Annotated in this window: 17 protein-coding genes; 9 read left to right on the top strand and 8 right to left on the bottom strand. The window is 54.5% G+C overall.

Annotated elements, in window-relative coordinates:
* Positions 1-12: 12 nt before the first annotated feature.
* Positions 13-1335 (bottom strand): D-serine ammonia-lyase, encoded by a 1323-nt coding sequence (gene dsdA / locus OGV94_RS23230; RefSeq protein WP_286524507.1) that lies wholly within the window; start codon positions 1333-1335, stop codon positions 13-15.
* Between the two features lie 17 nt (positions 1336-1352).
* Positions 1353-2690, bottom strand: a complete 1338-nt coding sequence (gene dsdX, locus OGV94_RS23225) for a D-serine transporter DsdX (RefSeq protein ID WP_043018794.1) — start codon at positions 2688-2690, stop codon at positions 1353-1355.
* 229 nt (positions 2691-2919) lie between these two features.
* Here dsdX and dsdC point away from each other — a divergent pair, with 229 nt between their 5' ends.
* Together dsdC and OGV94_RS23215 are read left to right on the top strand one after the other, a co-directional pair.
* Positions 2920-3846 carry a DNA-binding transcriptional regulator DsdC gene (gene dsdC, locus OGV94_RS23220; RefSeq protein WP_043018793.1) on the top strand — a complete coding sequence of 309 codons (927 nt, stop codon included), beginning with the start codon at positions 2920-2922 and terminating at the stop codon, positions 3844-3846.
* A 78-nt stretch (positions 3847-3924) separates the two neighbouring features.
* Entirely contained in the window at positions 3925-5007 is a 1083-nt protein-coding gene (locus OGV94_RS23215; protein WP_181634701.1) for a cellulase family glycosylhydrolase, read from the top strand.
* Here the strand turns inward: OGV94_RS23215 and emrD are convergent.
* The 3 genes from emrD to tisB all read right to left on the bottom strand — a co-directional run bounded on the left by emrD (position 4934) and on the right by tisB (position 7357).
* Positions 4934-6118, bottom strand: coding sequence for a multidrug efflux MFS transporter EmrD (gene emrD / locus OGV94_RS23210; protein ID WP_043018791.1), 1185 nt, complete (start codon positions 6116-6118; stop codon positions 4934-4936). The genes OGV94_RS23215 and emrD overlap by 74 nt on opposite strands.
* Before the next feature lie 192 nt (positions 6119-6310).
* Entirely contained in the window at positions 6311-7144 is an 834-nt protein-coding gene (locus OGV94_RS23205) for an EamA family transporter (RefSeq protein ID WP_286524505.1), read from the bottom strand.
* Positions 7145-7267: 123 nt separating this feature from the next.
* Positions 7268-7357, bottom strand: coding sequence for a type I toxin-antitoxin system toxin TisB (gene tisB / locus OGV94_RS23200; RefSeq protein ID WP_003840643.1), 90 nt, complete (start codon positions 7355-7357; stop codon positions 7268-7270).
* Between the two features lie 521 nt (positions 7358-7878).
* Between tisB and ivbL the strand changes: the two genes are divergently transcribed.
* From ivbL to uhpT, 7 genes are all read left to right on the top strand, one after another.
* Positions 7879-7977, top strand: a complete 99-nt coding sequence (ivbL, locus tag OGV94_RS23195; RefSeq protein WP_003827118.1) for an ilvB operon leader peptide IvbL — start codon at positions 7879-7881, stop codon at positions 7975-7977.
* A 107-nt stretch (positions 7978-8084) separates the two neighbouring features.
* Positions 8085-9773: an acetolactate synthase large subunit gene (ilvB, locus tag OGV94_RS23190; RefSeq protein ID WP_286524502.1), complete on the top strand. Its 1689-nt coding sequence runs from the start codon at positions 8085-8087 to the stop codon at positions 9771-9773.
* 3 nt (positions 9774-9776) lie between these two features.
* Positions 9777-10067 (top strand): acetolactate synthase small subunit, encoded by a 291-nt coding sequence (gene ilvN, locus OGV94_RS23185; RefSeq protein ID WP_003023914.1) that lies wholly within the window; start codon positions 9777-9779, stop codon positions 10065-10067.
* Positions 10068-10140: 73 nt separating this feature from the next.
* On the top strand, positions 10141-10734 hold the full coding sequence (gene uhpA, locus OGV94_RS23180) for a response regulator transcription factor UhpA (protein WP_043018787.1): 594 nt from the start codon (positions 10141-10143) through the stop codon (positions 10732-10734).
* Positions 10731-12233, top strand: coding sequence for a signal transduction histidine-protein kinase/phosphatase UhpB (uhpB, locus tag OGV94_RS23175; RefSeq protein WP_043018786.1), 1503 nt, complete (start codon positions 10731-10733; stop codon positions 12231-12233). The genes uhpA and uhpB overlap by 4 nt, the downstream gene beginning before the upstream one ends.
* 9 nt (positions 12234-12242) lie before the next feature.
* Positions 12243-13571: an MFS transporter gene (locus tag OGV94_RS23170; RefSeq protein WP_043018785.1), complete on the top strand. Its 1329-nt coding sequence runs from the start codon at positions 12243-12245 to the stop codon at positions 13569-13571.
* 142 nt (positions 13572-13713) lie between these two features.
* Positions 13714-15105 (top strand): hexose-6-phosphate:phosphate antiporter UhpT, encoded by a 1392-nt coding sequence (gene uhpT, locus OGV94_RS23165; RefSeq protein ID WP_075145454.1) that lies wholly within the window; start codon positions 13714-13716, stop codon positions 15103-15105.
* A gap of 99 nt (positions 15106-15204) precedes the next feature.
* Here uhpT and OGV94_RS23160 read toward each other — a convergent pair whose 3' ends face one another.
* From OGV94_RS23160 to OGV94_RS23150, 3 genes are all read right to left on the bottom strand, one after another.
* A complete protein-coding gene (locus OGV94_RS23160; RefSeq protein ID WP_051642805.1) occupies positions 15205-16515 on the bottom strand; it encodes an MFS transporter in 1311 nt (436 codons plus the stop codon).
* Positions 16516-16578: 63 nt separating this feature from the next.
* A complete protein-coding gene (locus OGV94_RS23155; protein ID WP_043018783.1) occupies positions 16579-18096 on the bottom strand; it encodes a UxaA family hydrolase in 1518 nt (505 codons plus the stop codon).
* 21 nt (positions 18097-18117) lie between these two features.
* Entirely contained in the window at positions 18118-19017 is a 900-nt protein-coding gene (locus OGV94_RS23150; RefSeq protein WP_043018782.1) for a dihydrodipicolinate synthase family protein, read from the bottom strand.
* Positions 19018-19189 lie beyond the last annotated feature (172 nt).

The raw sequence follows: 19189 nt of genomic DNA, 5'->3' as shown, positions 1-19189 counted from the left end.
GGTCAGCAACGTTTAACGCCCTTTGGCCAGATACTGCGCCATTTCTTCTTCAGGTACCATGCCGCCGCCGGTCGCCCACACCAGGTGGGTGGCGTTATTGAGCTGCTCTGCGCTGAAGCCGTGCATCTGCTGATAGTCAGCAGAGGCACATACGCGTTGCGGACCGGCCATCCCGGCCAGCGCCGACGGCTCAAGGCGAATGCCTTCTTCCTGCGCCAGCCAGCCCAGCATGTCGTACATCGTCTGATCGTCCAGGGTGTACAGACCGTCGAGCAGACGTTCCATCGCCCGGCCAACAAAGCCGGACGCACGACCTACCGCCAGCCCATCCGCCGCCGTCAGGTTATCGATGCCGATATCCTGCACGGAAATCGTATCGTGCAGCCCGGTATAAATCCCCAGCAGCATGCAGGGGGAGTGGGTCGGTTCGGCGAAGAAGCAGTGCACGTTGTCGCCGAAGGCCAGCTTCAGGCCAAATGCCACGCCGCCAGGACCACCGCCGACGCCGCACGGCAGGTAAACAAACAGCGGATGGTCGGCATCCACCACGCGCCCCTGCTGGGCAAACTGCGCCTTCAGACGCTGGCCCGCGACCGCATAGCCTAAAAACAGCGTGCGGGAATTTTCATCATCGATAAAGAAACAGTTCGGATCGGATTCTGCCGCCTTACGACCCTGCTCAACCGCCACGCCGTAATCTTCTTCATACTCCACTACCGTCACGCCGTGACTGCGCAGTTTGGCTTTTTTCCACGCGCGAGCGTCGGCAGACATATGCACCGTCACCTTAAAGCCGATACAGGCGCTCATAATGCCAATCGACATGCCGAGGTTGCCGGTGGAGCCTACCGCGATGCTGTACTGGCTGAAGAACCGTTTGAACTCAGGTGAAAGCAGAATGCTGTAATCGTCTTGTGTGGTCAGCAGACCGGCTTCCAGCGCCAGTTTTTCCGCGTGTGTCAGCACTTCATAAATACCACCACGCGCTTTAATTGAGCCGGAAATCGGCAGATGGCTGTCCTTCTTCAGCAGGATTTCTCCGCGGATAGGCTGCCCGTACTCTTTTACCAGCCGTTTTTGCATCGCCGGGATCGCGGCCAGCTCGGATTCGATAATGCCGCCGGTGGCTGCGGTTTCCGGGAATGCCTGCGCCAGATACGGCGCGAAGCGCGTCAGACGAGCATGGGCATCCTGAACATCGTGCTCGGTCAGGCCAACGTACGGTAAACCTTCCGCAAGAGAGGTGGTGCCAGGGTTAAACCAGGTCGTCTCCTTGAGAGCGACCAGGTCTTCCACTAAAGGATACTGGGCGATAAGTGTTTGAATATTTTCCATAGTCAGTCTCTTTGCGTTTAAATAATAAAGGAAAGCAGGAATGTGCAAACCAGTGCAATCACGGACGCGATAAATGTCGCGGTCGTATAGTATTTGAACGTCTCATTCAGGGTGGCGCCGCAGTACTGCTTCACCAGCCAGAAGAGGGAATCGGTCACGATCGTGCAGCCAATAGCGCCGGAGCCGATGGCAATGGCGATGATCTCCGGGCTAACGTTAGGATAGAGCGGCAGCATCGGTGCCACGATAGCCGTCGCCCCCATCATCGCCACCGTGGCGGAGCCCACTGCGGCATGCAGGATTAACGCCACCAGCCAGGCCAGCAGAATCGGGTGCATATGCATGTTTGAGAGGATCAGTGCGAGGGTATCCGCCAGCCCGCTGCTCTTGAGGATAGCGTTGAATGCGCCGCCTGCGCCGATAATCAGCAAAATGTTAGCAATCGAGCCAAAACCGTTTTCGGTGTGGGTCAGTAGCGCCCCCATGCCGATATGCTGACGCAGACCGAGAATGTAGTAGGCTACGAAAACGGCAATAAACATCGCGGTGATCGGGTTACCGATAAACTCCAGCAGCGTATACACCGTGCTGCCTTTCGCCATGTTCAGCTCTGCAACGGTTTTTACCAGCATCAGGGCAATCGGCAGCAGAACGGTAAACAGCGTAGCGCCCAGCGACGGCAGTGTACTTTCGTCGCGCACTTTGAGGTCGGAAAACTCAGCCGGAACCGGTTTAAACGGCAGGCGGTTACCGAGGAATTTCAGGTACAGCGGACCGCCGATCAGTGAGGCCATCAAACCGACCAGTAAACCGTAAACAATCACGGTACCAATGTCCGCACCCAGCTTATTCGCCACGAACAGGGCGGCCGGATGCGGCGGCACGACGCAGTGTACCGCCATCAGCGCCGTACACAGCGGAATCGCCAGCTTCAGGAGTGATGTATTGGTCTTTTTGGCAATCGAAAAAGCCAGTGGAATCAACAGCACCACGCCGACTTCAACAAACAGTGTGATCCCGCATATCAGTCCGACCAGTACCATAATGACGTCAGCGGAAAGCCAACGGCAGCGCTGCAGCGTCAGTCCGATGCGTTCGGCCGCGCCTGAGACTTCCATCATTTTGCCCAGAATGGTTCCAAGGCCGATAACCGCGGCGAGGAAGCCCAGCGTACCGCCGATGCCACTCTCAATGGCATTGACCATATCCAGCGGCCCCATACCCATCATCGTACCCACGAAGAAGCTGGCTAACAGCAGCGCCAGAAACGGGTGGAATTTGAACTTCACGATGGTCAAAACGATTAACACGATGCTTATCAGCAGCGTGCTCACAACCCAGATTTGAGAGTGCATAGCTCACCTTGCCCTGTGATTAATATAGGGGTATTGGACAAAAATAAGGCAGGGTCTGACAAACGATATAAATCCCCTTTCACATGAGCCAGATTGAATCAAATGAGTGATTTACGTCTAATTGCGTCTGGTTTTTGCGATATGGTTCACTTTGATTCATCTTTATGCTGATTTTTGCAGCGAACTTTTTTACACTCCGGCGAATGAATCAGGAGGACAAGAGGTGAGTATGGATCCCGTACGCGAGGTCAGAAATCGTCTGCTCAATGGCTGGCAGTTGTCAAAACTGTATACTTTTGAAGTGGCTGCGCGGCATCAGTCGTTTGCGCTGGCAGCAGACGAGCTGTCATTAAGTCCCAGCGCCGTCAGCCATCGGATTAATCAGCTGGAAGAGGAGTTAGGCATCCAACTGTTTGTCCGCTCGCACCGCAAAGTGGAACTCACCCACGAAGGCAAAAGGGTTTTTTGGGCGCTGAAATCGTCGCTGGACACGCTCAACCAGGAAATTCTTGATATCAAGAATCAGGAGCTCTCGGGGACGCTCACCGTCTACTCGCGGCCCTCTATCGCTCAGTGCTGGCTGGTTCCGGCGCTCGGTGATTTTACCCGCCGTTACCCGGCAATTTCACTGACTATCCTGACCGGCAATGACAACGTCAATCTGCAGCGTGCCGGGGTCGATCTGGCTATCTATTTTGACGACGCGCCTTCCGCGCAACTCACCCATCACTTCCTGATGGATGAAGAGATCTTGCCGGTATGCAGCCCGGACTACGCTCGACGCCATGACCTTACCGGATCGCTGGTGAATCTGCCGCACTGTACGCTGCTGCACGACAGACAGGCGTGGAGTAACGATTCCGGGACCGATGAATGGCACAGTTGGGCGCAGCATTTTGCAGCAAACCTGCCGACATCGTCGGGAATTGGTTTCGATCGCTCTGATTTAGCGGTCATTGCGGCAATGAACCATATCGGCGTGGCGATGGGCCGAAGGCGGCTGGTGCAAAAACGTCTCGACAGCGGAGAGCTGGTCGCGCCTTTTGGCGATATGGCGCTGAAATGCCATCAGCACTACTACATCACCACGCTGCCCGGCAGGCAGTGGCCGAAAATCGAGGCGTTTATTGGCTGGCTACAGGAGCAGGTTAATTAGGCAGGTCGCGAATATTTTTTACGCTTTCTCTCTACACGGAAAGTGAAAAAGCATGCTAAATACGTGATATCACTCCTGATGATTTGCGTAAGGACGACCGTGTTAAAGCCGATTGTTTCCCTTTTGCTGTTAGCCAGCGCCACCGTATATGCCACGCAACCTGCGCTGACGGCGGCGCAGTATGCGCAGCAGCTTGGCGTTGGGATGGACGTAGACTGGGCGCGCACCGATCGGGGTATCCGTGAATTCGATCCGCTGGTGGTGCGGGATTTTAAGGCGAAAGGGTTGACCCACGTGCGCATTCGCGTGGCGGGAGAGCCCACGGAGGCGCGGCTTATACACTTGCGTAAACTGGTGGAAGCCTGTGAGCAGTATGGCGTGATCCCGATAATCGCCTATCAGGCTGACGAATATAAAAAAGACCCCAGCGCCGGTAACGAAAAAGAGGTGGTTAACTGGTGGGTGGCGGTGGCGCATTACTTTGGTCAAAGCTCGCCGTTGCTGGGTTTCGACCTGATATTTGAACCCTCTGATAAGCTCAACCATAATCAGGCGTCGCTCAATCGGGTGTATGATAAAACCATTCGTAACATCCATGCCATCGACCCGCAGCGGATGATTTTCATCGCGCCGCGACTGCGTGCTGCACCGGAAGATTTGCTTAACCTGAAACTGCCGCCGCAAAGTCAGAATACCGTGCTGGCCCAATGGCATATTTTTCCGTGGGGACCGCTGAAAAATAACGGCAAATACCCGTGGACCTCAGGGACTGCGGCAGAAAAGGCCGCTATTCGCGCCCGCATCAATACCGCCGTTCATTGGCAGCAGAAAACTGGTCATGTCAGTTGGGTAGGAGGCTGGTCGCCAGGAGAAACCATCAGGAACGCGCCTTCAGCCTCACAAATGGCGTTTGCCCGCTTTATGGCGTGCGAGCTGAAGAAAGCGAAAATTCCCTATGCTATCAATGCGGATACACAGTTTTATGATGGCGAGGAGGGTGCCTGGCGTCCGACGCTGGAGCCGCTGCTGACGACGATGATCGCGCCTGAATGCGAAAAGCCCGGCGATAAGCCGGGCCATCATACGCTTAAACCGCCTGTCCCTGATGCGACACGCGTGACGCCAGTGGAATCCAGCAAACAAAAATCAGCAGCCCCATAAGGGTCATCAACAATCCCAGACTGGCTTGCCCGGTCTGCGGCAGCATGGCAGAGAACCACGCCAGCACGCCGGAACCAATGTTTTGTAATCCCCCTACCAGCGCGCCGGCAGTGCCTGCCAGGAACGGGAAAGGTTCCATTGCGCCGCTGGTTGCCAGCGGAAACAGCATCCCGGCACCGAAGAAAAACAGCGCGGCAGGAACCAGCAGCGTCCAGACGTTCATCACGTCGAACAGCCCAGGGATCCACATCATCAAACCGGCGACCAGACAGCAGATAACCGACTGCCACATCAGCGTCGAGAAACGCTTGTTCGGGCGACCGGCGAACCAGGCGCCGAAAAACGCCGCCGGGATGGGCAGAATAAACAGGATACTGACCACCATGCTGCTCAGACCGAGCCGTGCGCCCAACAATACCCCGGAGCAGGCTTCGAAGACCGCAACGCCTGCCAGACCACCGATCAGCATCAGCACGTAACAGGTGAAAGCGCTGTTGCCAAACAGCGTTTTATAGCTGGCGATAAGCCGTGGGCGCGGGGCACCTGCAGGGCGCGTTTCCGGCATCCAGCGCGCCATGCTAAACGTGACGCCCGCGCACAGAACCAACAGGAAGATGTAGCACGCGCGCCAGTTCCACAGGGTATCCAGCATGCCGCCAATCAATGGCGCCAGCAGTGGGCTGACCAGAATCCCCATGTTTAACAAACTATTCGCGTGGCGCAACTGCGAGCCTTCGTACAGATCGCGCGGTAAGGTTCTCGCCATCACACCGCCGACGCCCGTTCCCATCCCCTGAATTGCACTGGCGATAATCAGTACCGTCAGGCTGTGAGTGGTAATCGCGACCAGCGTGGCCAGCATAAAAATAGACATTCCGGCGAGGATCACCGGGCGGCGGCCAACGCGATCGGAAAGCGGGCCGTAAAACAGTTGTGACAGGCCGTAGGTCAACAGGTAGGCGGCCATCACACTTTGCACCGCCCCTTCGCGAACGTTCAGTTCACGCGCCATATCAGCAATTGCGGGGATATAAATGGTTTGCGCCATCTGACCTACCGCCACCAGTAATACCAACATCAACAACAAATTGACGCTTCTATGCCTTTTCATTTCGCTGATTACTTTTAAAAAAGAGAAAAAAGAAGAATAAGGTGCTGCACTTTCCCGTAAATGCGCGTGGAATCTACCACAACAGAAAAAGAAGGCCAGATAGTAGGCTGGAATGTTTAGGGGGTGGACGGCAGGAAATGTAAACAAAAAGCGGCAACAAATGTTGCCGGATTGCATCGGGTTACAGCACGATCAAGACAAACGTAGTAATACCGCGCCTACGGCAATGCCTGCGGCCGCGACAAGACGTATTCCGGCAACCTTTTCTTTCAGCAGCAACCACGCGAGCAGAGCGCCAAACAGAATGGAGGTTTCACGCAGCGCCGCGACCACAGCCAACGGAGCCTGGGTCATGGCCCATAGCGCCAGACCGTAAGAACCCATCGTGCCAATCCCGCCAAGAATACCTTTCTTCCACTGCTGCACCAGATAGCGCGACGCTTCCCGGCGCCTGGCGATGATCGCCCAGGTGAGCAGGCAGGAGCCGTTCAGAAAGAAGGTCCACAGCGTATAACCCAGCGCGGTTTCTGATAAGCGTACGCCGGTGCCATCAACCAGCGTGTAACCGGCGATAAAGCAGGCATTAATGAGCGCCAGTACGATCCCGCGTTGCGAGCTGCTGCGTCCGTTAAATGCCATACCGAGAATGGCCAGACAGATCGTGGCAATCCCCACCCACGCCAGCATAGACAGACTATCCCCAAGGAACAGAACGCTGATAATTGCGACCAGCAGCGGCGCTGTACCGCGCATTAACGGATAGGTCTGGCTCATATCCGAAACCTGATAGGTTTTGGCGACCAGGACCGTATACACCACTTGTAGCGCGGTTGAGACGGCCAAAAACGGCAGGCTGGCGGCGGAAGGTTGAGGCGCGAAGGGTAAGCAGATCAATGCCATAATCGCTGCTGAGCCGCTAACGCCGATCGCCGAATACAGTTTATCGTTTCCAGCTTTGACGATGGCGTTCCAGCTGGCGTGCAGCAGCGCGGCGAACAGCAAAATGCAGAAAACAGAAAGCGTCATGGTGGAATTCTTCCCTGAGAATGTCATAAAAACGTAACATATTGGCGCGACACAAGCACCAGGGAGAAGGTGAAAGGGGAGCGGAGTGTTACCCGCCCCCCTTTGGTGCGACTTGAATCTGAATTACTTAATGTATTTCAGAACGGCATCAAGGAGTTGCAGTGCTGCAACAATGAGTTTGAGGATAAGAATAGCGATATCCACGAGGCTCATACGCTCTCCTTTTGGTACAAGGAGCACGGTGCTGACGTACCTCGCCGCTGCCTGTTGTCAGCACCTTTGTTGACATAACACAGTGTGCTCACACGGGGGTTAAGGCGCTGACGGCACCACCCGTTTCAGCCAGGACTTTGATGCGCCGGTTTACGATGCGGCCCCCGTATAACACATTGCGTACCGAGACATTATAGATAAATACTGTATAAATTAACAGTATTTTATGGACGTTACGCCATTCATGTCCCATACTCAAAACCATCAAAATTCGTGCCGAAATTGCGTGTTCTTCGCAGAACGCGTATACTTTTTTCGTTGACATAACACAGTGTGTTCGGCGGCTACCAACCGCACAGCGCTGAAAAAACCTCGCTCCGGCGGGGTTTTTTGTTTTTCGGCCAGGTCCTGTGAAGTGTGATCGTTGACGCATTTTTATGCAGATGAAAATTTTTCCATTGTCACGCTGAAAAACCTGTGTTTGTATAAATCCAGTTAATCAACAAACAGACAGGTCCCTAATGAACCCTTCCATGCTGACTGCGACCCTACTAAAAACTGCGCCATCTCGCGCAGCGGTCGTCGTGCGTGTGGTGGTGGTCGTCGGCAATGCGCCGTAGGGTCCGAATCAACACACGATTCCAAAACCCCGCCGGCGCAAACCGGGCGGGGTTTTTCGTTTCAGAGACCTGCCCGGAGCAAAGGCCCAGAATAAAAGGACTGGAGCATGGCAAGTTCGGGCATAACATCCAAGCGTACGCGTTTTACGGGCGCAGAATTCATCGTTTATTTCCTGGAACGCCAGGGCATTCAGGTTGTTACCGGTATTCCCGGCGGATCGATTCTTCCCGTCTATGACGCCTTAAGCCAAAGCACGCAAATCCGTCATATCCTGGCGCGCCACGAGCAGGGCGCAGGGTTTATCGCGCAGGGAATGGCGCGAACCGATGGCAAACCCGCCGTCTGTATGGCCTGCAGCGGACCGGGCGCAACCAACCTGGTAACCGCCATTGCCGACGCGCGTCTGGATTCCATCCCGTTGGTGTGTATCACCGGGCAGGTTCCGGCTTCGATGATCGGTACCGACGCCTTCCAGGAAGTCGACACCTACGGCATCTCTATCCCCATCACTAAGCACAACTATCTGGTCCGCCATATCAGTGAATTACCCCAGGTTATGAGCGATGCGTTCCGCATTGCGCAGTCCGGACGTCCAGGCCCGGTGTGGATAGACATTCCTAAGGATATTCAAACTGCCGTTTTTGATATTGAAGAGACGCCGGAGCCCGCGCAGAAAATGGCGGCGCCAGCGTTCAGCCAGGACAGCATTCGCGATGCCGCAGCCATGATTAACGCCGCACAGCGCCCGGTGCTGTACCTCGGCGGCGGCGTGATTAACGCGCCTGAGCGCGTGCGTGAACTGGCAGAAAAAGCGACGCTGCCTACCACCATGACCTTAATGGCGCTCGGTATACTGCCGAAAGCGCATCCGCTGTCGTTAGGTATGCTGGGCATGCACGGCGCGCGCAGCACCAACTTTATTCTGCAAGAAGCGGATTTACTGATTGTTCTGGGCGCACGTTTTGATGACCGGGCGATTGGTAAAACCGAGCAGTTCTGCCCGAACGCTAAAATCATCCATGTGGATATCGACCGCGCGGAGCTGGGTAAAATCAAACAGCCGCACGTGGCGATTCAGGCTGATGTCGATGAGGTTCTGGCGCAATTGATCCCATTAATTGACGCGCAGCCGCGAGAGCCGTGGCATCAAATGGTGGCCGATTTACAACGCGAATTCCCTTGCACTATTCCGCAGGAACGCGACCCGCTCAGCCACTATGGATTGATCAACGCCGTGGCTGCCTGCGTGGATGACAGCGCCATTATCACCACCGATGTAGGCCAGCATCAGATGTGGGCGGCACAGGCTTACCCGCTGAATCGTCCGCGTCAGTGGCTGACCTCCGGCGGTCTGGGAACCATGGGCTTTGGTCTGCCGGCGGCAATTGGCGCGGCGCTGGCCAACCCGGACAAAAAAGTGCTGTGCTTTTCTGGTGACGGCAGCCTGATGATGAATATTCAGGAAATGGCGACCGCCAGCGAAAATCAGCTGGATATTAAAATTATCCTGATGAATAACGAAGCGTTGGGTCTGGTGTATCAGCAGCAAAGTTTGTTCTATAAGCAGGGCGTTTTTGCGGCGACCTATCCGGGGATGATTAACTTTATGCAGATAGCCGCCGGGTTTGGTCTCGAAACCTGCGATCTGAATAACGAGGCGGACCCGCAGGCAGCGCTGCAGGAAATTATTACTCGCCCTGGACCTGCGCTGATTCACGTGCGCATTGATGCCGAACAAAAAGTGTACCCGATGGTGCCGCCGGGTGCGGCAAACACAGAAATGGTGGGGGAATAAGCCATGCAACAGCAGACTCATGACAACGTAATCCTGGAACTCACCGTGCGCAACCATCCGGGCGTAATGACTCACGTCTGCGGGCTGTTTGCCCGCCGCGCGTTCAACGTGGAAGGCATTCTCTGTCTACCGATTCAGGACAGCGATAAGAGCCGCATATGGCTACTGGTCAACGACGATCAACGTCTGGAGCAGATGATAAGCCAGATAGACAAGCTGGAAGATGTGGTGAAAGTGGCCCGCAACCAGTCCGACCCGTCGATGTTTAACAAAATCACCGTGTTCTTTGAGTAGTTCGCTCAAGACTTGAACAGCCACGCGCTTATCGTTAAGGTAAGCGCGTTTTTTTATCCGCCAGGACAAACCCATGATCACCATCGCCCTTATCGACGACCACACTATCGTTCGCTCCGGCTTTGCCCAACTGCTGGGGCTGGAACCTGATTTGCAGGTTGTGGCTGAGTTTGGCTCAGGCAGCGAGGCGTTGGCGGGATTACCGGGACGCGGCGTGCAGGTGTGTATCTGTGATATCTCGATGCCCGATATCTCCGGCCTTGAACTGTTGAGTCAGTTGCCAAAGGGAATGGCGATTATCATGCTCTCCGTCCATGACAGCCCGGCGCTGGTGGAGCAGGCACTGAACGCGGGCGCACGTGGTTTCCTTTCTAAACGCTGCAGCCCGGATGAGCTGATCGCGGCGGTGCATACCGTGGCGACCGGTGGTTGCTATTTGACGCCGGACATCGCCGTCAAACTGGCGGCCGGTCGTCAGGATCCGCTGACTAAACGCGAACGTCAGGTGGCGGAAAAACTGGCGCAAGGCATGGCGGTGAAAGAGATTGCCGCCGAGCTGGGGCTGTCTCCGAAGACGGTACATGTGCATCGCGCCAACCTGATGGAAAAGCTCGACGTCAGCAACGACGTGGAACTGGCTCGCCGGATGTTTGACGGCTGGCAATGAACACGCTCTGTTCCCGGTTAATTACCGTTGTTGCCTGCTTTTTTATTTTCTCAGCCGCGTGGTTTTGCCTGTGGAGCATCAGCCTGCATCTGGTTGAGCGCCCGGAACTGGCGGTGCTGCTGTTTCCGTTTGGCCTGCGTCTGGGGCTGATGCTGCAATGTCCGCGCGGCTACTGGCCGGTGCTGCTGGGCGCGGAATGGCTGCTTCTTTTCTGGCTGGCACAGGAAGTGGCGCTGGCCCATTTGCCACTTTTGATGATCGGAAGTGCCCTCACGCTACTCCCGGTGATGCTGATTTCGCGATACCGCCATCAGCGCGACTGGCGCACGCTGCTGTTGCAGGGCGCGGCGCTGACGGCGGCGGCATTGCTACAATCGTTGCCCTGGATTGGGCAAGGCGAAGAGGCGTGGAACGCGCTGTTGCTGACGCTCACCGGTGGATTAACGCTGGCCCCGATCTGCCTGGTGTTCTGGCACTATCTGACCAGCACCACCTGGCTGCCGCTGGGCCCGGCGGTGGTGTCGCAGCCGGTGAACTGGCGAGGGCGGCATCTGGTCTGGTACCTGCTGCTGTTTAGCGTCAGCCTGTGGTTGCAGCTTGGCCTGCCGGATGAACTGTCACGCTTCACGCCGTTTTGCCTCGCGTTGCCGATCATTGCGCTCGCCTGGCACTATGGCTGGCAGGGGGCGCTGATTGCGACGCTAATGAACGCCATCGCGCTGATTGCCAGCCAGACCTGGCACGATCATCCCGTCGATTTACTGCTCTCGCTGCTGGCGCAAAGCCTGACCGGGCTACTGCTCGGCGCGGGCATTCAGCGTCTGCGCGAGCTTAACCAGTCGCTGCAAAACGAATTAGCGCGCAACCACCGTCTGGCTGAACGCCTGCTGGAGACCGAAGAGAGCGTGCGCCGGGACGTGGCGCGCGAACTGCACGACGATATCGGCCAGACCATCACCGCCATTCGCACGCAGGCGGGTATTGTCCAGCGCCTGGCCCCGGAAAACGCAGGGGTGAAGCGCAGTGGGGCGCACATCGAACAACTTTCTCTCGGCGTGTACGATTCAGTACGTCGCTTGTTAGGCCGCCTGCGACCACGTCAACTGGACGATCTCACGCTGGAGCAGGCCATCCGCTCACTGATGCGCGAAATGGAGCTGGAAAGCCGCGGCATCGTCAGCCATCTCGACTGGCGAATTGATGAATCTGTGCTCAGCGAAAGCCAGCGCGTAACGCTGTTTCGCGTTTGTCAGGAAGGGTTGAACAACATCGTGAAGCACGCCAACGCCAGCGCGGTGACGCTTCAGGGCTGGCAACAGGATGAACGGTTGATGCTGGTGATTGAGGACGACGGCAGCGGCCTGCCGCCGGGGTCGAATCAGCAGGGATTTGGCCTTACGGGGATGCGCGAACGCATTAGCGCCCTCGGCGGTAAGCTCACGATTTCCTGTACGCACGGCACGCGTGTCAGCGTGTCGTTACCCCAGCGATATGTGTAAGGCGCAGTCATGTTTTCGTTTTTAAAAGCCCCGGCCAGTGCGCCGCTCATTACTGATAAGCGTGAGGTGGATGCCCGCTACCGCTACTGGCGGCGGCATATTCTGACCACCATTTGGCTCGGCTACGCGCTGTTCTATTTCACACGCAAGAGCTTCAACGCCGCCGTACCGGATATTCTCACCAGCGGTGTGCTGACTCGTAGCGACATTGGGCTGCTGGCGACGCTGTTTTACATCACCTACGGCCTGTCGAAGTTTGTTTCCGGTATCGTCAGCGACCGCTCCAACGCCCGCTATTTTATGGGTATCGGGCTGATTGCCACCGGCGTGGTGAACATTCTGTTTGGATTTTCCACCTCGCTATGGGCTTTTGCGGTGCTGTGGGCGCTGAACGCCTTTTTCCAGGGCTGGGGATCGCCGGTCTGCGCGCGTTTATTGACCGCGTGGTATTCGCGTACCGAGCGCGGCGGCTGGTGGGCGCTGTGGAATACCGCGCACAACGTCGGCGGGGCGCTGATCCCCATCGTGATGGCGGCGACGGCGCTGCACTACGGCTGGCGCGCCGGGATGACCATCGCCGGGCTGCTGGCGATTGTAGTAGGGATTTTTCTCTGCTGGCGGCTACGCGACAGGCCGCAGGCAATTGGCCTGCCACCGGTTGGCGACTGGCGGCATGATGAACTGGAGATCGCCCAGCAGCAGGAAGGCGCAGGGCTGAGCCGCAAAGAGATCCTCACCCGCTATGTGCTACTGAATCCTTATATCTGGCTGCTGTCGCTGTGTTATGTGCTGGTGTACGTTGTGCGCGCCGCGATCAATGACTGGGGTAATCTGTATATGTCAGAGACGCTCGGCGTGGATCTGGTGACCGCCAATACCGCCGTGACGATGTTTGAGCTGGGCGGATTTGTTGGCGCGCTGGTGGCGGGTTGGGGTTCTGACAAGCTGTTTAACGGCAACCGTGGTCCAATGAACCTGATTTTCGCCGCCGGAATTTTACTCTCCGTTGGCTCGTTGTGGCTGATGCCGTTCGCCAGCTACGTGATGCAGGCAGCGTGCTTTTTCACCACTGGATTCTTCGTCTTCGGCCCGCAGATGCTGATAGGCATGGCGGCGGCGGAGTGCTCGCACAAAGAGGCGGCGGGCGCGGCAACCGGGTTTGTCGGACTGTTTGCTTATCTGGGGGCATCGCTCTCCGGCTGGCCGCTGGCGAAGGTGATGGAGGTCTGGCACTGGACAGGATTCTTTGTGGTGATCGCCATTGCGGCGGGGATTTCCGCGCTGCTGCTGCTGCCGTTTTTAAACGCCCAGGCCCCGCGCGATCTTAACGAAGCGTGATGTACCTCACCTTTTTGCCCTGAGTGGGGCAAAACTAAGAAATTTTCCCGGTTTCACCTGGACGCTGTCTCAGGCGCGTCTTCCGGCTGATTTTTACAATGCCTGCCATTCGCAGGTATAAAAATTAGCTCGGGAGTGTCAAATGCTGGCCTTTCTAAACCAGGTGCGCAAGCCGACCCTGGATCTGCCGCTCGATGTGCGGCGCAAAATGTGGTTCAAACCGTTCATGCAGTCCTATCTGGTGGTCTTTATCGGCTACCTGACCATGTACCTGATCCGCAAAAACTTCAACATCGCGCAGAATGACATGATCTCCACCTACGGGCTGAGCATGACGCAGTTGGGGATGATTGGCCTGGGCTTCTCTATCACCTATGGCGTGGGTAAAACGCTGGTTTCCTACTACGCGGACGGTAAAAACACCAAGCAGTTCCTGCCGTTTATGCTGATCCTCTCCGCCATCTGTATGCTCGGCTTCAGCGCCAGCATGGGCGCGGGTTCAACCAGCCTGTTTTTGATGATCGCCTTCTACGCGCTGAGTGGTTTCTTCCAGAGTACTGGCGGCTCGTGTAGCTATTCCACCATCACCAAATGGACGCCGCGTCGCAAGCGGGGTTCTTACCTCGGCATGTGGAATATCTCCCACAACCTCGGCGGTGCGGGTGCGGCGGGCGTGGCGCTGTTTGGCGCGAACTATCTGTTCGACGGTCACGTCATCGGGATGTTTATCTTCCCGTCAATTATTGCCCTGATTGTTGGTTTTATCGGCCTGCGCTACGGCAGTGATTCCCCGGAGTCATACGGCCTCGGTAAAGCCGAAGAGCTGTTCGGTGAGGAGATCAGCGAAGAGGACAAAGAGACCGAAGAAAGCGACATGACTAAATGGCAGATCTTTGTTGAGTACGTGCTGAAAAACAAAGTGATCTGGCTGTTATGTTTCTCGAACATCTTCCTGTACGTGGTGCGTATCGGTATTGACCAGTGGTCCACCGTCTACGCTTTCCAGGAGTTGAAGCTCTCCAAAGAAGTGGCGATTCAGGGCTTTACCCTGTTTGAAGTGGGCGCGCTGGTCGGCACGCTGCTGTGGGGCTGGCTCTCTGACCTGGCGAATGGCCGCCGTGCGCTGGTGGCCTGCGTGGCGCTGGCGTTGATTATCGCCACCCTGGGCGTTTATCAACATGCCAGCAACCAGTATGTCTATCTGGCTTCGCTGTTTGCGCTGGGCTTCCTGGTGTTCGGTCCTCAGTTGTTAATCGGCGTTGCGGCAGTCGGATTTGTGCCGAAAAAAGCGATCGGCGCGGCCGATGGGATTAAAGGCACTTTCGCTTATCTGATTGGTGACAGCTTCGCCAAGCTGGGTCTGGGGATGATTGCCGACGGCACGCCGATTTTCGGTCTGACCGGCTGGGCGGGCACTTTCGCCGCGCTGGATGCTGCCGCCATCGGTTGTATCTGCCTGATGGCCGTGGTGGCCGTATTTGAAGAACGGAAAATTCGCCGCGAGAAAAAGATTCAACAATTGAAAGTCGCTTAAGTTAAGTGTGCATTGGTAACTTTTGCCCGCCTTAATGGCGGGCTTTTTTATGTTTGAGGCTGAAGCATCTCGTATTCAGGTTGTTTCAAAGTCAGTTGATTAATCGTCGGCAATGACCATTTTTTTATCAAAGTTGATCAGTAGCGAGCAGATGAGATAACCCACTGCAGCCAGTGCAAAGAACATCATGGCGGCGTAATAGTTGCCGGTAGATTGAACCAGGAAACCGATAAAAATGGGTAAGATGGCGGCGAACAGGTTACTAGTGAAGTTCATGGTCCCGCAAATGGTGCCTGCAACAGATTGTGCGCCCAACAGTCCCGGTATTGACCAGTAAACGCTGGCCCACCGCAGAGGGAAAAGGGCAATAGTGAGTAAGGTGATGGCGACGGCTGGCGTCGAACTTTGTGCGCAAAGGAAAATGCCAACACCAGCAGTAGTGGCGGAAATAGCCAACATGGTATGCATAACACGGCTTGTTTTTGCTCCTTTGCTGCGCCATTTATCCATAATGTAACCGCCCGTCAATTGGCCGACAAAGCACAGCAGGAAGATCAGCGCCATTGCTCCGCCCATCGATTTGATATCAAAACCGTAGGTGGCTTGAAAATAGAGCGGCAGCCAGGTCATCAGACCGTAGAACACAAAGCTGTAGCAGACCCACCCCCCGATAAGCGCAATTACATTTCGTTGTTTCAGGTAAGGTTTGATATCAGCTAAACGGTATTTTTTACTGCTGGTTTCCGCGCCGTTTGCGGCAGCAATGTGGTCCAGCTCAGCTTTATTAATGCTCGGATGTTCTGATGGATATGTGCGGATGTACCACCAGGCCAGAAGGCCGACGACCATTGTTCCGACGCCTGCCACTACAAATGCCATACGCCAGGAGTCGAACATTGCAATAAGACCGGCGATGATTACTGCCCCTAACGCCGTACCCAGGGGGGCGCCACCATCAAGCAGCATCGAACCGCGTCCGCGCTCTGTTGGTGTTAACCATGTCCCCATTAACTTCGCACCAGCGGGCATGATTGGAGATTCAGTGACGCCTAACCCCAGACGAGAAAGTGAAAGGGTGAAAATAGAGTGACACAGAGCTGCGACGGCCTGAAATGCACCCCATAAGATAGTGGCCAGGGCAATGATATTTCTGGCTTTGAATTTATCGGCAATGATGCCACTGGGAATTTGCATTAATGCATACGCCCAGAAAAAAGCACTATGAATAACGCCGACAACGCGGGTGTCGGTAATACCAAATTCATCCGTAATATAAGGCATGGCAATAGAAAGAGAGGTGCGGTCAATATAGTTAATGGCACCTAATAAAAGCATGATGATAAATATCCGCCATCTTACTGTTGTTGCCTTTAATTTATCTTCTTCAGTATTTGTATTAATAATAGACATAAAGACTCCTTGCCATACTCATAGTGAGTATGGCGGTACGAGGTATTATTATATTGTGGAGCGTTACATTATGGAGCCAATAGTCCAGGGGACGAATTCTTGACTGCCATAGCCAAATTCCTCACTCTTCGTTTTTTTTCCGGATGCCATTTCAAGGATCATCTGGTAAATACGTTCGCCAACTTCCGCAATGGTTTCTTCCCCCTCGACAATGGTTCCGCAATTAATATCCATATCCTCCTGTTGGCGTTCCCAAAGCGCATTATTGGTAGCCAACTTCAGGCTTGGCGTTGGTTTGGAACCAAAGGCCGAACCGCGGCCTGTGGTGAAACACAGAAGATTTGCCCCTCCGGCGATTTGACCCGTGACGGCGATGGGGTCATATCCAGGAGTATCCATAAAGACAAAGCCTTTCGCGGTTACCGGTTCGGCATACTCATACACTTCTGTCAGATTGGTTGTGCCTGCTTTAGCAATACCACCTAGTGATTTTTCCAGAATCGTCGTCAATCCGCCGACTTTGTTACCGGCCGAGGGGTTATTGTTCATTTCGCTCCCGGTACGGCGGCAATACTCTTCCCACCAGTGAATGCGTGCAATGAGTTTTTCACCTACTTCGCGAGAAACGGCGCGGCGGGTAAGAAGATGTTCAGCGCCATAAATTTCCGAGGTTTCAGATAAAATTGCTGTTCCGCCTTGTTGCACCAGTTTATCTGCCGCATAGCCCAGAGCTGGATTGGCCGAAATCCCGGAATAGCTGTCGGAACCGCCACACTCAAGCGCGAGGATGATTTCTGAAGCAGGGATGGGTTGACGTGTAACCTGGTTAGCAACAGGTAGCATCTGGTTAACCAGGATAATACCTTTCTCAATGGCGTGGCGTGTGCCGCCTACATCCTGAATGGTATAACTGTGCATCATGGGGCCATCGGCCAGGCCATGGGCGTTCATCATGTCTTTAATTTGACTGGATTCGCATCCCAAACCAATGATGATTACCCCGGCGAAGTTCGCATGGGTGGCATAACCGGCCATCGTACGTCTCATGACGTCCATTGATTCACTTTTAGCGCCGATAGCGCAGCCAAAACTTTGTGGTAATGATACTACGCCATCAACGTTTGGATAATCTGCAAGGCCGTGCAGGCGGAAGTGATCCTCAATGGCCCTGACGACAGTGGCGCTGCAGTTGACGGAGCTTAAAATACCGATGTAGTTACGTGTGGCTGCTCGGCCATCTGCACGGCGGATACCCATAAATGTATCTTGTTGAGGGACTGGAGGAAGTGAATGGCAATCTTCACCCCAGGCATAGTCGCGCTCAAAATCGCCCATTCCCAAATTGTGCATGTGGACGTGTTCGCCAGGTTTAATCGGCTGGGTTGCGAAGCCTATAATCTGTCCATAGCGTTTGACCGCGTCGCCGACACTCAGCGCACGCAGGGCGATTTTATGCCCTGCAGGAATTTCACTCAAAACCGTAATTTGTTCGTCTTCAAGCCAGGTCTCACTGGGCACTGTTTGTCTTGCGATAACCACATCATCTTTGGGATTCAATTTTAGTACAGGGTTGATGTTCATTATCATTGCTCTCATGCTGGTTTATACCGAGATACGGGTCAAAATACTCTTAACCTGCGCTATTTTTTCTTTATCTAACGGTAATGCAGGAGGGACAACTGCGGTAGATATGTCCACACCACTTAATTTTATGGCGGTTTTTATAACGCCAAAGAAAGGTTGTTCTAAGGCATATAAAGGTGATAATCCGGCAAGTTGTTGTTGAAGCGTTTTGGCTGTAGCAAGATCGTTTTGTTGAACAGCCTGATAAATTCCCCGCGTAATATGAGGCGCAAAGTTAAAGGTTGCCGGAATTCCGCCATGTCCACCCAGTAGTAATGTATCAAGTAAATATTCGTCATAACCGCTGAAAATGATAAAATCTGGGCGAAAACAGTGAACTCGATTAATAATTTCCCTTGTGTGGCTAATGTTATCAATAGTGTCTTTAATACCGACGATATTTGGTACATCACGGGCAAGACGGGTGATGACGTCTAAACCAATATCCTGACCGGTTAGCTCTGGAAAGTTATATAAGAAGACTGGGATGCTTAACGCTTCTGCGATCCGTTTGTAATGCGTAAAGCGGGCCTCATCGCTGAGTTTTGCATAATAGGGGTTAACTACCAGTACTCCTTGTGCCCCCGCGTTTTCGGCGTGTTTTCCAAGCTGGATAGTTTCCGCAGTGCTCGCGCAGGCAATACCGATGAGAACTGGAACTCTGTCGGCAACATGTTGCAGACTAAATTCTGCAATCTGTTTTCTTTGCTCAGACGATAAATGTGAGAATTCGCCGCCGCTGCCCAGAATCAACATACCGTCAGCACCATTGCTAATAACATGGTCAATCATTGCTGCCATTCCTGCGCGATCCAATTCACCGTTATCGTCAACGATGGTCGGTACTGGCGGGAAAATACCTTTGAAAACGTTCAACATTGCCACTCCTCTAGTTCTATATGTGGAACTCATGTTCTGTATATTGAAGTTAGTACAGCAAATATCCAAATCGTTCGTCAATGCTTTTTGCGGAAAAAACGAACAATTGTGAGATGGATCGAGTTTGGGGAATTGACATTTAGGGAATGGAGCTCATTTGCTGATGTGCAAA

The organism is Citrobacter sp. Ce006 (assembly GCF_030336535.1).
GTDB lineage: Bacteria > Pseudomonadota > Gammaproteobacteria > Enterobacterales > Enterobacteriaceae > Citrobacter > Citrobacter europaeus.
The sequence above is the reverse complement of the archived record's forward strand: the minus strand, read 5'-3'. Positions and strand labels throughout refer to the sequence as shown.